Raw genomic sequence first — 15,862 nt, 5'->3', positions numbered from 1 at the left:
GCTAAGCTATGATTTTTCAAAACTCACAACAAAGACATGACTGTTACCTCTTCTGAATAGCAGATGAACAGTCCTTCCTGTAGCTATTTTTTTTAAATACTGAGTATAGTCTTCAATGGTGTCAATTTTGTAGCGATTAACTTCCATGAGCAGGTCTCCACGACGGACAGATGTTTTTGAGGCCTGGCTGCCGGATTCTATGTCCGTCACAACAAGTCCTTTGATATCTTCAGGATAACCCAATTTTTTTGCCATATCTGAATCCATCTGTTTCAACGAGAATCCAAACGAATCATACTCATCCATTATTTTTGCTTTGTCAGGATCTTGTTCGGGTCTTTTGCCAAGTTTAACTTTGATCATTTTTTCTTTACCATCGCGTATCAGCTTGACTTTAACCGTTTCACCGACAGATGATGCAGCAATTGTCAGGGTCAAATCCCGGGAGGATTCAATTTTTTTATCATTGATTTGAAAAATAACATCACCGACTTTGATCCCTGCATTATCTGCTGGATCACCATCATATACTTTTGCAACATATACTCCTTTGGTTTCTTTGATGCCATAATATTCTGCCAGTTGTTTCGTGACATTCTGAATCGCAACCCCCATCCAGCCCCGTGAAACTGTTTTTTGTTCCGTCAGTTGATCAATGACACCCGTAGCCAGATCCGATGGAATTGCAAACCCGATGCCCTGGCCGGATTTGATAATTGCTGTATTGATCCCGATGACTTCACCATCAAGGTTCAGTAATGGCCCACCTGAATTCCCCGGATTAATGGAAGCATCAGTCTGAATAAAATCGTCATATGGCCCGGAGCCGAGAATTCTTCCTTTTGCACTGATAATCCCAGCAGTTACAGTTTGTTCCAAACCGAATGGACTGCCGATAGCCACCACCCATGACCCGACTTCAGCTTCCAGGGAACTTCCAAATGTTAAGGGCATTAAATTCTCTGCTTTGATTTTAATGAGCGCCAGATCAGTCATTGGATCAGTCCCTATGATTATTGCATCATATTCGGTTTTATCATGCAAAATAACTTTTATTTTATCCGCATCTTTAATCACATGATTATTGGTTACAATATAACCGTCTTTACTGATAATAAAACCTGAACCAAGACTGCTTTCTTTTCTGTTTTCCGGTCTTTGATTAAAAAAAGGAGCAAAAAATTCATCAAACATATCTCTGTTTCCACCAAATGGCTGGCCGAAAAAATGTTTATAAACCCTTCCGCCACCTTCAATGTTTTTAACAGTCTGTATGTTTACAACACCCGGTTTTGCCTGTTTGGCAAGTTCTGAGAAACTTGCGGGCACCATTCTGATATTTGAATGACTGTTTTTAGCCATTACCGGCGTATTTAACAAGCCAAACACAATAACAGCAATCAATAATTTATTTATCTGTTTCATAATACCCTCCCTTGAATTATTAACATCAATATTTCTCCCACTGAGTTGTAATAATAACACATAAATATGACGATTAAATGACCCTAAGATTATTAAATGGTAATCTTATCTCGAAAACAGCGCCTTTTCCCTGGCGGCTTTTAACCCTAATATCGCCTTTATGCTGGCGGACAATTGTCCTGGCAAGGCTTAGCCCTAAGCCGGTTCCGGCACTTGTTCGGGAGGACTCTGCCCTGTAGAATCTTTCAAATATTTTTTCAACATATTCAGGTGCAATACCGATTCCTGTGTCCTCGATTTTTATGGACACATCATTATTTTTTAAAGCTGTGACAACAGTTATTTTTCCATATTCAGGAGTATATTTAATGGCATTGTCCAACAGGTTGGAAAATGCTCTTTGCAGCATCTTAATATCTGCAACAATACAGATCTGATCCTGGATGATTTGAGAAAATTTCATATGCTTGTCTTCTGCAAGGGGAGCAAACAGATCACAGGCCTCTTTAACCATTAGCGAAAGATTGGTTATCTTAAACTCAAAATCCTCCTCCCCGGCCTCAGCCCTTGAAATCACCAGCATTGTATTGATCATATCCAACAGACGGTCGGTTTCTTCAATCGTATTGGCGGCCATGATCCGGTAGTCTTCCAGATTTTCCTCATGAATCAGTGTTAGTTCGGCAAATCCCCTGATTCTCGTAATCGGACTTTTTAAATCATGGGCAATATTATCACTCATCTCCCTGATGCTTTTTACAAGCTCCTCTATTCTGTCAAGCATTGAATTAAAGGTTGTTACCAGGTGATCCAGCTCATCCTTATTGCCGGTTCCTTTTACCCGGGCATCAAGGTTTTTGCCGGTAATATTTTGAGCGGTTTTTGTGATGGCCGTTACACCGGACAAGGCTTTTCGAACCAGAAGCCAGCCGGAAATTGCAGAAAAAATAATGATAAACCCCATTGCACCGATAAAAACCTTTTTAAAGGCCGATAAAAACGTAATGTAAGAATCCATAGCAATTCCGGTTTGTAAAATGGCATTTACTGCAACATAGCTATAAAGGATTCTGGCTTTTTTGGGGGTTGATGGAACACGGACTGTTTCAAAAACATTATCTTTATTTGAGATAAGACGTTGTAACACATGTTTGCTGACATGCACATGTTTCCAATAAGACATATGAGAAGAGGCAAAGACTTCACCGGTTGGATAGACAAGTCTGAAAAAGATCATTTTTTCACCGGCTGCCTGGGCTTCTACAACAGCAAGCTCTCTTGCACCCATCAACCCGTTTCTGCGAATAACAGCAGAAAATTTAGCAGCATTATCCAACAATTCCTGATCAATTTGAGTCTGAAGGGTTTGCGTGGCAAGAAAATAAAATAAAACAAACGCAAAGCTGGAACAGATACTGAAGATTCCTGTAAACCAGAGAGTTAATCTAAATGCTATTGTGTTAAAAATATTATACAACATTAAACTTTGAGTACATAACCCGCACCTCTTACCGTATGAATCAATTTGGGTTCAAAGTTTTTATCAATTTTATCTCTCAGCCTGCAGATTCTTGCTTCAACAACATTGGTCATGGGATCAAAATTATAGTTCCAGACATGTTCCATGATCATGGTTTTTGAAACCACCCGTTCTTTGTTGCGCAGCAAATATTCCAGAAGAGAAAACTCAAGAGGCTGCACTTCTATGGGCTTGTTATCTCTTTTTACCTGACGCTTCAGGATATCAATGCTTAAATCAGCATAGGAAAGATTCACTGGATCCGCAATATTTCCCGCACGCCTGATAAGGGCTTGTATCCTTGCAAGAAGTTCTGAAAAAGCAAATGGTTTGGTAAGATAATCATCAGCGCCGGCTTGAAGGCCATTCACCCTGTCATCCACCCTGTCCCTGGCACTCAAAATAATTACAGGCGTATTATTTTTTTGTTCCCGTAACTTTTTTATCAGGGAGATGCCATCCATTTTCGGCAGCATTATATCAACGATCATGGCATCATAGGGTTCATCAAACCCCATTTCAAACCCCTGGCTTCCTGTTGTGGCATGATCCACTGCAAATCCTGATGATTTGAGTCCTTTTTGGACAAATTCCGCAATTTTTTTATCATCTTCAACAACAAGAATTCTCATAATGACCCTCTTGTCCGGAAAACAAATCCAATAATTGATTTTAAAAAATCACTTTTTGTCCACAGGATATCCATCTGTAATTTTTTTCCAGTACTTAATATCCGCCCCACCTTTCATAACATCAATGAGCATCCATGTTTCTCCGGTTGTAGTATTAAGTCTGAAAAGCTTTTGTTCTAAAAACTTGGTTGACTGGTTCTTTTGAATCAATGCGGAGTGGTACACCCCATTATACAATTCATAATTTCCGGTTTTATCGGATGTTTTTGAATTTAAATCTGCGGATAACGCCAGGGAAGAACTGATCAATAAAAAACAAAAAATCAAGCTGACAGTTTTTTTCATATCAAACCTTTGATAGTTTAATTATCATAGAGTAAAGGGCTTAAAATCTTACGGCTTTCACAGCAATCACCTTTTAAGTTATCATTATCCGTTGCAAAAATCGAATATTGATATTCAAGCCCTGGTTTTAAATCACGATCAATATATTCCAGTATTTCGGATCCGACTTCTTTTATTTTGATCCAGGTCATATTACCTTTTTTTCGCAAAATAGTATAATGCTTTATATCCGGCTCAAAATTTTTTTCCCACTGAAGAACAATTGAATCGTTTTGTCCCTTCACGGAAATCCCCCTTATCTTTTGCGGTATTGATTTTGTCCGGGCACTTATTGTTTCAGAAGGTTTGCCTTCAACTTTGAACAAATTAAAGGTTGTGATGTAATAGGTGTATTCGGTTCCATCCAAAAGTTTTTGCAGCCCTGATTTTTTATCCAGATAATTATTGGTTTTATAACCCTTTAGCTCAGCGATCCTTTCAAAAGTTTCACCAGCAGTTTTTCTATAGATGGTGTACCCTCCGACATCTTTGTCTTTAACACTGTCCCATGTCAGCTTCACCTGCTTTACAAGTCCGTCCAGCGCTTTAAAATTTTGTGGAAAATCAATCAACGCCTTGGTAGTACCTTGTACTTCATTAAATGGAGAAGTTTGCCCCACGCCATCAAATGCAGTCAATCTGTATTGATACACGGCGCCATCAATACTATTTTTCTTGTCTTGATATGTGCAGGGCTTATTACAGTCAATTTTATCTATTTGTTTCCAGTTTTCATCACCTGTTTTCCTGTAGAGGATGTAAGCTTTTGCACCTTTTACATGCCTCCATGAAAGATCAATGCGTCTTAACAAATTATCCTTCACAAGGAAAAGTTCAGGAGATTCCATGGTCTTTATTTCAACAGGAACTGAAAGATCACTTTCAACCAGATTATCAGCAATACTGGACACCGCATAGATATAAGTCGTATTGTCTTTTAAGCCAACGGTATCCTCCACAGTATAATTGTAATTCATCGTGGAATTTTTTTTATTGATGGTTTTGATAAGCTTCCATTCACCGGTTCCCTTTTTTCTGTACATTTTATAGTGTTTGATTGTAAATTTTCCCTGAGAATTTAATATTGAAGGAATAAATTCAATCACGGTTCTTTGGGCAAACCCTGTTTTTTTGATAATCAAAGGAGAAAACGGCATTGCTTTGGAAGTTTTTATCCCCATGGCAACCTTTTTATTCCTGATTTCTTTGCCTGAAGATAATAACAGGCCGATTCGGTAAAAATACTCTTTGTCCTTTGCAACGGTTTCATCATTAAATTCTGTTTTAATTTCTTTTCCTATGAACTGAAACGGCCCAGAAGCATTTTCCGAACGATAAATATGGTAACCAGTAATATTTTCTGTTGAAGGATCATGACTCCAGGACAATAGAATACCTTTTCGGGATGGTTTTGCACTGATATTTGAAATGGTAACAGTCGGTATGTCAAGTGAGGTGGAAGAATAATCCAATGATACGGGTCCGGAAACACTGCTCATGTTTTTTTTTATAACAGAGCCGATATTTTTGGCAAGTAGTGACATCCTGGTTCGAATACCGTCCCTTCCTACAATATCAGCCTTCTCATTCAATACAATCCTTCCTGAATGAAGATCCATTAGTTTAAAAACAGAATGAATAACAGTATCTGACTTCTTTTTTTCAACACTGCCAAAAAAGATATATCTGACGCCTAAAACTTTCCCTGCCTTTAAAACCAGGGAATTGTCATCACTTTGTGAAACACCATTTTTAAAAAGCATTTCCTGCATTTCACGCATCGGCATAACAGTGATCGACCCTTCCTTGTCAAGGGCTGAGATTAAATTATATATTATCTCATTATTATAACCCATGGCATCAATGCTGGCTGCTTTTAAATTAAAAATTGCAAGGGCACTTTGTTCTGAGAATGCACAAGATATTCCCACAGAATTCAACAGTAAAACGGTCAGAAAAAAACAGGAGGCTCTTTTTTTAATCAAATGCATTTCTATGATTACCCTTCAGAGATTTTAAAATTATAAAAGATATCATGAATTTTACTGTTTGATTCAGCAGTGATGGGTGAACCGGAAATCATTTTCATTTTTTCATCAAAAATCGCATTGATGTAATTTTCAATTGCGTCAATGGTGTTGCGCCGTTTTAAAAAATTCTCGCCGGTGTCAAAATAAATTTTTTCCATATACTGCAAGGGTTTCAAAGCCTCCCGGCCCAACTCGGAGACTGCCGTATTTGTAAGATCCTGCAGCAGGTCTATATCTGTAGTAATTTCAAGGGGATCATACTTGATATTTGCCTCAGCCAGCCCTGCACTGCCTTCATCAACAATTTCTTTCTTAACTTCAATGGTATCTACTTTAATATTTTCACCGGTTGCAACATCAACAATTCTAAATGACAATTGAACAAAGCCATTTTTTTTATGCTGTGATACTTCATAATCTTTTTGCGTAAAAACATCCTCGATTATCTTGGCCGGAGGAGCTGTGGCTATCTGTTCTTTTGACGGTACCGGATTTTTTGCCTGCCAGTTTAAATAATCAATATTATCAATAATCTTTGTACCGGTTTTATACCTTACGGTTTTTTTGCCTGTTGTCTGGTATGATTCCACGTTATACAGTAAAACACTTCCCATGATGGCGACGTTAATACCGTAAACTTTTCCCATTTCCTGTGCAGAATCGGGATTAACCACACCTACTTGACCAAGCTTCATCTCTTCCAGTATTGATTTTAGGTTTTCCCTCTCAAGAATCTTTATATCCTTGCTTGCCGAATTAAAAAGATAGGTAATTAAATTATTTGCAACAATAACCCCGGCATCTTTGTAATCTGACGGACTGCCAAAGTCAAAAACGGCAATGGCTTTTTTAATCCTGGCATTGATTTCATCTTCCATTTTTTGTATTGAATAAAAAATATCAGGATAATTTTTATTCATGTTTTCTATTTTTTTATACCAATACCATGCAGAACCAAAATTTCCCTGACTCTGAAACATGTTGGCGGCATTGCCGGCCAGTTGTGAAAATCGTTGACGAAAACTTTTAAGGGAATAATTATCCTTTGAAGGGGCATATTCCATGGCTTTTTCATAACTTTCAAGCCCCCTCAATAAATATCCATGATCAATGTCCTGACCAGCCTTTTGAATATAATATTTCGACGCAAGAACATAAACCTGATCAACCAGCTGTTCCAATTCCTTATTGTCAGGCTCGTATTCACGGGCGCGTTTATAATAGGAAATGGCAGCATCCCAGTTTTTTATAGATGCGGCTTTAGCCCCTTTGCGCACAAAATATTTTAAATTATCTCTCTCCCTGGCCAGATCAAGAATATCCCTGGCCGGGGCATAATCCATATTCAAAGCAATGGCCTTATTGGCATTGTCAATGGCTTTGGAAAGATTATTCTTAACAAGGCTGTCTTTAGCTATTTTATAAAAATATTCAGCACCTTTATCTATAGTTATTGACATTAACTGGAAAGTATCCTCATAAGAAGGAAATCTGCTTTGCAGCTGCTGCAGATTAAAATAAGCTGAATCCCATGCATTTGAAGCCATGTTCTGTTTTATGGTTTGATATTCTGCTTTAATTTCCTTGTAAAATGATGCTTCTAAGTTAGAGTATTTTTTTGAAATACTTTTCACTTTATTATTTTCAGAATCTATTTCCAGGGCTTTTGATATTGCGGTTTTTGCTTCTGACAGGGAATTTATGGTAAGAGGTAAAGCGTCCAGCAAGGTCATGGCTTTTGAAAGATGAATATCTACTCGGCTGTTTTTAATATTTGCAAGAGCTGCAATGTATTTTTGATTATTCGGTTCAAGCTTTATAGCTTCTTCCAAATAAGCAATTGCATTGCTGTAATTACCCGCCTCATTTAATTGCATTGCTGACTCATAATGCTTTGAACCGGTTTGACAACCGAGAATAAAAATTGTAATAAGACCTGCAAAAATGAGTTTATAACGATTAATCTTCCTGCCCATGGATACCTCCAAAAACTAATTTAACATTAATAATACAATACTGTTTCCCGTATATGTTTCAATTTTTGACTGAAAACCTGTATTTTGAAAATAGGACATCTCAAGCTCATTGATAAAATGCTCGGGACGTCCGCGAAACTGCAGGTTATATTCACCTTTTTTTCCGTCGAATGTTAAAAGAGAACACCCCTTAACCCCTGTAATACCGGCTTTTAAAATTTCAGGGATTTCAATGGCTTTGGATTGCGATTTTAGATTTTTCAATGTCAGATAAATATCGCGATCATTGTAAAGTTCTTTTTCATACTGCAGCAGCAATTTGTCTTTTAATTCTTTCCAAATGGCATCAATGCACTGCCGGGCACCTTTATCAAGGACAGTAAGGCTGTTTTCACCTGGAATGGACCGGATGGCGCTTGACGAAGCAAGAATTTCCTGATCTCCAGGTCTGAACATATCAGCCGTCAAACCTATTTCATTCAATGAAATCGAAATTCCCTGATAGTCTGATGTCTTTACGGATTGTTCAAGTGTAAGTCCCACCAGCAGCCCTACCTTGTTCCGGGTTTGTTCAGAAAATTTAAGCACCTTAAAGCCCGCTTGCTGAAGCTTGCCCGTCAAGATGTTGGCAGCTTTAGTTGCAGCCGGCAAATATTTTTTTAAAGTACCAGGTTGAACAACAATACTGATCCTTGGATTGCGCTGCCAACTCAACATATCTTGAAACCGTTGCAAGTCATCCTTAACGTCGGCGGACTCAACATCAGCTTGGATAGTAATTTCAAGGGTTCCCAGTCTGCTTTTTTTTTCATCAATCACGGTAATATTTTTAACATATCCTGACGAATGGCTGATAATTCTATCTTCATGCAGTTGAAAATTATCAACAACAGTCATTGAATTAATATAACTTCCCATAACCTTTTGAAGAGCTGCCCTTTTGGCCTCATCCACGGCTTTTTCTCTGGCTATGGCCTCTTTGCCCTCTTCAAAAAAACTCATACCTTTAGCAGTCACCCTTTCTCCTGCCCACAGTTGCAATGGTATCACCACAATTGTTATGACCAATACACAAAACAGTCTCATGTTTGCCTTACTCACCATTTATCAGATCCCCCACACCCTCAATCCGGGAATCGATCTGCAACGGTTCCCCATAGTAATAAATATCCCCTGCACCCATCAAAGTTACCTGCAGCCTTTTTGAAGCATAAACGTAGGCATCGCTTGAGCCTTGTGACTCTATGGTAACGGCTTCAGCCTGCAAACGATTTGCATGAAGATCTCCGACCCCCAGAATTTCGATGTTAAATTGGTGCGTTTTTCCGGAGATACGGACATCATTTGCGCCATCCAGTTTGAGAAAAAAATGATCATTATTCATGTTTTCAACAACAATGCCATTGGTTCCACTACAATTGAGGGATTCAAGATTTGGCAAGAAAATATTAATTGTCAATCCGGATTTGGGACAAACTGATTTTATGGTATTAATGTGCAAACCGCCATCTGAAACCCGAGTGGATATTTGGGAAAGAAGATTCTCATCACATAAAATTTCAACTGACTGTTTTTTTTGTAATCCAATGTTAACATCAAAAGTCCCGTTGACATTGATTTTGTTAAAAAACGACAGGTCTCGGTTCTCTTTTTTCAGCAAGCCGTTCCCCACAATACAATCCTTGGTTGTCTCTGAAGAAATTTCACCATCACTCCAGTTCATGTCAACAAAATCTTTGTTGATGACTATATTCATGGCAAATGCACAGTCTTGGATAAAAAAAATAGAACACCAAACTGTCAACAGGATCACCGAAAAGGCATATATGGCTAAAATTGTATGTTGTTTCATCGTTGTCGTTTGAAATTCCTCATAAATTTTATTTGCAATTTCTCATTAATTTATATTATAAGCACATAGCACATAGCATATAAATAAGAATGGTAAAAGTAATTATTTTCAATTTAAAAATTTAAGGAGAGGCGAATCATCATGAAAAAGATTATTGCGTTAACTATTTTCGGGTTGTTTGTTCTGACAAGTATATCCTTTGCCGGTTCAAATGTAAAAGGTGCTGTTATTAATAAATCCAATGTAAAAGATGCAGCTAACATTGCCATTGGACAAGACAATAAAGCCAACATGGGATCTGTAAAAATCAAAAATTCATCTGTAAAAGGTGCCGTCATCAATCAATCCAATGTTAAAAATGCAGCCAACATCGCCATTGGGCAAAGCAATAAAGCCAATATGGGAACCGTGAACATTGAACAGTCTGCTGTAAAAGGTGCTGTTATTAATAAATCCAATGTAAAAGATGCAGCTAACATTGCCATCGGACAAGGTAATAAAGCCAACATGGGTTCCGTGAATATTGAAAAATCTGCGATAAGGGGTGCCGTCATCAATCAATCCAATGTGAAAAATGCAGCTAACATTGCCATCGGACAAGGTAATAAAGCCAACATGGGATCCGTGAATATTGAACAATCTGCGGTAAAAGGTGCTGTCATCAATCAATCCAATGTAAAAGATTCAGCTAATATTGCCATTGGACAAGGCAATAAAGCCAACATGGGTTCCGTGAATATTGAACAATCCGCTGTGAAAGGCGCTGTTATTAATAAATCCAATGTGAAAAATGCAGCTAACATTGCCATCGGACAAGGCAATACTGCTAATATGGGATCTGTAAACATTAACAATTCCGCTGTTAAGGGTGCTGTTATCAACCAGTCCAATGTAAAAGATGCAGCTAACATTGCCATTGGACAAGGCAATACCGCCAACATGGGATCTGTTGAAATCGAATAACCTTGTAATTTGCCATATACGGGGATGACACATGTTATATTCAGACATGTGTCATCCCGGAACGGAAATGATAAATTTATTCGCACATATAATAGGGTTATATAACACTTAACAGGGAGAACTATTAACCATGAAAAATATATGCATTTTTATCTTTCTTTTGTTGTCTCTTGTATTATTTGCCGGCAATGCATGGTGCAATGATCTTGATGATGGGATGTCAAGTTATACGGATGATTCCATAAACAAATGGGATGAGCTTGGTAAAAAAGACAGAAATATAAATTTTATTAAAATGAATGCAAAAAGCAGGGCCCTTGTCCGCCAAAAAAGCGGTGGAGCTAACGGAACCTCATCCGGAAGCGGAGATGCCAATATGAATAGTGTTGTTATGGGGGCTGGCAGCAATGTTAAGGGCGACATTATTATTATTGATGAAAGCAAGGGTGATAAAACACTGATTGCCGAATAGCGTTTTGACTTAAGAGAATGAGAGAATTAAAAAACCAAGGATCGACTATGACAAAGATGAATGCTAAATTCTGTTATAAATTAGTTTGCCGATTGTTTTTGAGTTGTGTTTGCTTTTCAATGTTTTCCTGCGTATCGGTTGACCCTGCAAAAGTTGATGTTACACTCAAGCAATCACAACCCGAAGTAAAGCTCACCTCGTATACGGAAACCCTTAACGAATTAGGATTGATGACAGAAATTTATGCTACAGGGGAACTTAGGATTCAAAGCGATCCGGTTGGAGACAATACAGGCACATCAGGATCAACTGGTGGTGAAATCCCCCGTGATATAACGGAAATTCTTAAAAGCACACTGAATTCAATCGGGGGAAATGTACTCTATATTCCTTATGATCCTGCTTATATCCAAAACATGAATGTCACGGGTTACTCTAATTTTGAAGGAAAGCTTATTCCGGAAGTTGTTGTCAGCGGTGGAATTACTGAATTTGACAGGGGACTCACTACCCGTGGAGATGGAACCGATATCGGTGCTGAAGCGTCTTTTACCAATGCTCCTAGTTGGACACCCGCCAACACCGTAGGCTTTGATTACGGTAACAGCGGAAAAGAAGGGACTGCAAGAATTACATTGGATTTTAATATGCTGGACTTTAAAACTCTTGCCGGCATTCCAAGAATGAATACAGTGAACAGCATGGAAGTCCATAAGGCGTTGAGGGAAAAAGAATTGGGAATTACCTTATTTGGTCCAACCTTTGGAAGAAAAGGATCTATTAAAAAAGTTCAAGGGCGCCACGCTGCCGTTCGTGTTCTGGTAGAAGTCAGCATGATACAGATGATTGGAAAATATCTTGTCCTTCCCTATTGGAAACTCCTTGGAGATGATTCAGATCCCGATCCTGTGGTGACAAAACAGATCAAGCGATACTATTACAGCTTGAACGATGAAGAGCGTATTTCTACGGTTCAGCAATGGATGTTTCTCTATGGCAATGATCTAAAATTCTCCGGGCAATTAGACAATCCAACAATTATAGCTCTTCAAAAGCTTTCCCCTTCTTTTGCCGTGGGCAGCAAAACAATTGATTTGGATACCTTTATAACGATTTATACGGGAATTCCAATTGATGAAAGAACGCTGGCCAGGCGAAATCTTCTGAACACTCAAATACTGGTGGAACAGCAGTCCGATTCACAGGATGAAGTGGCAACAGCCAGCGCTCCTGTTCAGGAACAGGAAACAGCCAGTTACAAAGCACCAGAAGCATCAGTTGCACCTACTGTATCAAAACAGCCTGACAAAAGCTCCCAAGCTGCTGCCGCTCCAACCGCCCAAGCAAAGAAGAGGCAAAAAACGACAGGAATAGGCAGGATGATAAGCGATGAAGAGTGGTAAACAAAAATTTTTATTCCTGATTCTTGCCGTCATGGTGAATTTCTCGGCTATAACATGTTGTATTACCTCTGATGTCTGGGGAGGTAATAAGCAACATGTTGAAGAAAGAGTTGAGGAACTCAATACTCTCAACAAAGTTATCATTAATCAGGAGATCAAAATTCCGAAATCCGGCAAAATAAAATTCAAGGCAACCGTTATTGAAAATGAAAAAACAGGACCCAATATTACCATTCTTGAGAAAAACATAGAAATAATACCTTCGGACAAAAAAAGATTAAGACCCCCCGAAACCCTTAAATGATTATCGAGGCATTAAACAATGAGTACAGAAAAAAAAATTTTTAGTGTTGCATTGACACTTATTTTAATTATTTTTGTTTGTGTTCCCACAGCATTCTCTGGAAACAAACGACTGATGAGCATTATGGCAGCAAAAATGCAAGCATCCAGAGCTTTGGTGGAAGCTATTTACGGTCTTAAAATCCGTGCTACGGAATCGGTTGAAAACATGGTAGCTGCAAATTATGAAAGTGTTACCGAATCAAAAACAGAGGCGTTTATCAGCGGAATAAAATACGAGAACATAGAATATGATTCAAAAAAAGATATTGCCAAAGTAGATGCAAGCGTACAACTCAGTTCTATCACCAATATTGACGGTGACGAAATGAATTTGCAGAACAAAATTTTCAGGCGAGTTGGATACGGCACCTCAACCCCGGCAAACGCCAGCCCCCTTGCTGCGTTGAGGGCTGCCGAAATAGACGGATACAGAGAACTTACAAGGCGATTGGTTGGAATGAAGGTGGAATCAAAAACCAGTGTTGAAAATTACCTGTTAAAATCCGATATCATCAAAACAAAATTGCTGGCGACATTATACCTGGCAGAAGTTGTGGATTACGGTTGGGAAGAAACCGGAGATGCTTTTATAAATATGAAACTCAACGTTACAGAAGCCTCTACCATTCTTGGCAGGAATTTGGGCATTGATCAAGAATTTATTGAAGTTCAAGGCGTTGGTGCCCAGGAAGACGATTTTTCCCAGGTTAAAAAATAGCTGAAACCATATCAAACCAAATTTTTCAAACAGGACTGTTTTTATGAAAATATATATAAATCATCAAACAAAATTCTTTTTTATGGGGGTTTTTGCTGTTCTCATCCTCCTTTTGTTTCTCGGTTCTACCCAAGCACCACCACCTCCAAATTACGGTCGGTTTCAACTGTCTTCATGGGCAACACCCATTGATAATGGCTCACTGGTAGGGGCTTTTGTTATAGATACTGCCACGGGCGAAACAAAAACCGTTTACAGTCGTTTTTTTAAGTATTCTAAAGATAAGGAGTCTGTTATATTTACAAATAATCTTAAAAAAACTTTCACCAGCATGAAATAATGGGCTTTTATCGGTCTTTAAATTCATTAACTTTTTATTTTATTATTCCTTTCATTTTTTTTGTATGAAAGTCTTAAAAAATTTACACATAGGCTTTCAATTTTTGTTTTGGGCAAATATGAATAAAATATCAGATTTGCCCGTTGCAGTTAAAAGCATTCCGTTTTTGCCATTGCTATAGGTTTGTTGTATCCATGAAGAAAATATACTATGCCTTTTTTAGAAAAGCCTTTGCCTATTTTTGTTTATTCTTATTGATTACTGTAGGGATAACACATGCTGAGGAAAAAGATACTGTGGTTAAAATTTATGTCGTATATAATGAATACAATTATCACGAACCATGGCAGATGAAAGGGCTGCAATCACGTCACGGGTCCGGCGTTATTATAAAAGGGAACCGAATTCTCACCAATGCCCATGTAGTCTGTAACAATACTTTTTTGCAGGTACGAAAATCAGGTCAGGCCAAACGTTACACAGCTGTTGTTGATATCATTGATCATAAAAGTGACCTGGCGTTACTTCGGATTAAGGACAAAACTTTTTTCAATGAAATTACCCCCCTTGAATTTGGTGAATTTTCCAGAATCAAAGAAGAGGTTTTTGCTTATGGATTCCCTGAAGGCGGAGATAAACTTTCCATAACCAGGGGGGTTATTTCAAGAATCGAGCATAAAGAATACAAACACAGTGGAGCTTATCTGCTTGCATGCCAGCTTGATGCCTCCATCAACCCCGGCAACAGCGGTGGGCCTGTTATCAAAAATGGAAAAATTGTTGGAATCGCTTTTCAAAATGCCTTTGGTGAACAAATAGAGAATATCGGTTACATGATTCCAGTGCCGGGGATCAAACGGTTTTTAGAGGATATTGTTGATGGTCGACTTGACGGAATACCGGAATTAGGTGTCTCCATGCAGAAACTTGAAAATTCCGACATGAGAAACCATTATCAGATGCAACAGTCCGACACAGGGGTTCTGGTGAATTCAATTTTCCCTGATTCCCCGGCTTTAGGAATCCTTGAGTCAGAAGATGTCCTGTTGAAAATTGATCATTATAATATTGAAAATGACGGCACGATCGAATTTAGAAAAGGGGAACGGACCTATCTTGGATTTGCACTGCAACAAAAACAAATTAACGAAAAAATTTCGCTATTGGTGCTAAGAAAAGGAAAACGGATTAACATAAATTTGATTTTATCAAAACCTCTTCACTGCTGTAGGCTTGTCCCCTACAGACAATATGAAACTGAACCAAGGTTTTACATCATAGGCGGACTGGTTTTTGAAGTGTTATCCTTGAATTATCTTTATGAATACGGTGGAGCAAATAACTTTTATTTGAATGCACCAACAGAGTTGCTGAATCTTTTTTATAATGAAGAACAGCGGCAGGACAGAAAAGAGGTTGTTCTGCTGGTGCAGGTTCTGGCAGATGAAGTAAATGTTGGCTACCATGAATTTATTAATGGAATCATCTCAAAGGTAAACGGCAAAAAAATTAATGTCATGGAAGACCTGGTATCAGCTTTTGAAACCTGGAATGGTGACTATCATGTAATTGAAGATATCAAAGGATTTAAAATCATCCTTAACAGCCATGCAGTTAAAGAAGCTGATAACAGGATACTTAAAAAATATAAAATTTCTTCTGATCGATCTGCTGGATTATAATGGTTTTGTTAACAGTATTAATTGAGTGTAACCTAACCTGGACAAGCCAGAACCAAAAAGGTTCTAACTGTTCTCAATTAATTGTATAATTATTCCAAAAGTCACTAATTGCCATGGCAGA

The 15,862-nt window shown here is 38.2% G+C and carries 15 protein-coding genes; 7 read left to right on the top strand and 8 right to left on the bottom strand.

Annotated elements, in window-relative coordinates:
* Window positions 1-6: 6 nt before the first annotated feature.
* From BLT94_RS12785 to BLT94_RS12750, 8 genes are all read right to left on the bottom strand, one after another.
* On the bottom strand, window positions 7-1,425 hold the full coding sequence (locus BLT94_RS12785; RefSeq protein WP_092234739.1) for a Do family serine endopeptidase: 1,419 nt from the start codon (window positions 1,423-1,425) through the stop codon (window positions 7-9).
* A gap of 73 nt (window positions 1,426-1,498) precedes the next feature.
* A complete protein-coding gene (locus tag BLT94_RS12780; RefSeq protein WP_092234737.1) occupies window positions 1,499-2,905 on the bottom strand; it encodes a sensor histidine kinase in 1,407 nt (468 codons plus the stop codon).
* Window positions 2,905-3,576: a response regulator gene (locus BLT94_RS12775; protein WP_092234735.1), complete on the bottom strand. Its 672-nt coding sequence runs from the start codon at window positions 3,574-3,576 to the stop codon at window positions 2,905-2,907. Before BLT94_RS12775 ends, BLT94_RS12780 begins: the two co-directional genes overlap by 1 nt.
* A gap of 48 nt (window positions 3,577-3,624) precedes the next feature.
* Window positions 3,625-3,921 carry a hypothetical protein gene (locus tag BLT94_RS12770; RefSeq protein ID WP_092234733.1) on the bottom strand — a complete coding sequence of 99 codons (297 nt, stop codon included), beginning with the start codon at window positions 3,919-3,921 and terminating at the stop codon, window positions 3,625-3,627.
* A gap of 17 nt (window positions 3,922-3,938) precedes the next feature.
* Window positions 3,939-5,951, bottom strand: coding sequence for a fibronectin type III domain-containing protein (locus BLT94_RS12765; RefSeq protein ID WP_092234731.1), 2,013 nt, complete (start codon window positions 5,949-5,951; stop codon window positions 3,939-3,941).
* An 8-nt stretch (window positions 5,952-5,959) separates the two neighbouring features.
* Window positions 5,960-7,966: a CsgG/HfaB family protein gene (locus BLT94_RS12760; RefSeq protein ID WP_092234729.1), complete on the bottom strand. Its 2,007-nt coding sequence runs from the start codon at window positions 7,964-7,966 to the stop codon at window positions 5,960-5,962.
* A gap of 15 nt (window positions 7,967-7,981) precedes the next feature.
* Window positions 7,982-9,070, bottom strand: a complete 1,089-nt coding sequence (locus BLT94_RS12755) for a hypothetical protein (RefSeq protein ID WP_092234727.1) — start codon at window positions 9,068-9,070, stop codon at window positions 7,982-7,984.
* Window positions 9,060-9,818, bottom strand: coding sequence for a head GIN domain-containing protein (locus BLT94_RS12750; protein WP_092234725.1), 759 nt, complete (start codon window positions 9,816-9,818; stop codon window positions 9,060-9,062). Before BLT94_RS12750 ends, BLT94_RS12755 begins: the two co-directional genes overlap by 11 nt.
* Before the next feature lie 141 nt (window positions 9,819-9,959).
* Between BLT94_RS12750 and BLT94_RS12745 the strand changes: the two genes are divergently transcribed.
* The 7 genes from BLT94_RS12745 to BLT94_RS12715 all read left to right on the top strand — a co-directional run bounded on the left by BLT94_RS12745 (window position 9,960) and on the right by BLT94_RS12715 (window position 15,741).
* The gene (locus BLT94_RS12745) at window positions 9,960-10,781 is read left to right on the top strand and encodes a hypothetical protein (protein WP_092234723.1); all 822 of its coding nucleotides are present in this window, start codon (window positions 9,960-9,962) and stop codon (window positions 10,779-10,781) included.
* Between the two features lie 130 nt (window positions 10,782-10,911).
* On the top strand, window positions 10,912-11,253 hold the full coding sequence (locus tag BLT94_RS12740; RefSeq protein ID WP_014958265.1) for a hypothetical protein: 342 nt from the start codon (window positions 10,912-10,914) through the stop codon (window positions 11,251-11,253).
* Between the two features lie 47 nt (window positions 11,254-11,300).
* On the top strand, window positions 11,301-12,656 hold the full coding sequence (locus tag BLT94_RS12735; protein WP_092234721.1) for a hypothetical protein: 1,356 nt from the start codon (window positions 11,301-11,303) through the stop codon (window positions 12,654-12,656).
* Entirely contained in the window at window positions 12,643-12,960 is a 318-nt protein-coding gene (locus tag BLT94_RS12730) for a hypothetical protein (protein ID WP_092234720.1), read from the top strand. Before BLT94_RS12735 ends, BLT94_RS12730 begins: the two co-directional genes overlap by 14 nt.
* Window positions 12,961-12,978: 18 nt before the next feature.
* Window positions 12,979-13,719: a hypothetical protein gene (locus BLT94_RS12725; RefSeq protein ID WP_092234718.1), complete on the top strand. Its 741-nt coding sequence runs from the start codon at window positions 12,979-12,981 to the stop codon at window positions 13,717-13,719.
* A 43-nt stretch (window positions 13,720-13,762) separates the two neighbouring features.
* Window positions 13,763-14,059, top strand: a complete 297-nt coding sequence (locus BLT94_RS12720; RefSeq protein ID WP_092234716.1) for a hypothetical protein — start codon at window positions 13,763-13,765, stop codon at window positions 14,057-14,059.
* A 194-nt stretch (window positions 14,060-14,253) separates the two neighbouring features.
* Window positions 14,254-15,741 carry a S1C family serine protease gene (locus BLT94_RS12715; protein WP_092234714.1) on the top strand — a complete coding sequence of 496 codons (1,488 nt, stop codon included), beginning with the start codon at window positions 14,254-14,256 and terminating at the stop codon, window positions 15,739-15,741.
* Window positions 15,742-15,862: the final 121 nt, after the last annotated feature.

Source organism: Desulfobacula phenolica (assembly GCF_900105645.1).
Lineage (GTDB): Bacteria > Desulfobacterota > Desulfobacteria > Desulfobacterales > Desulfobacteraceae > Desulfobacula > Desulfobacula toluolica.
This window is presented reverse-complemented; position numbering and strand designations above follow the sequence as displayed.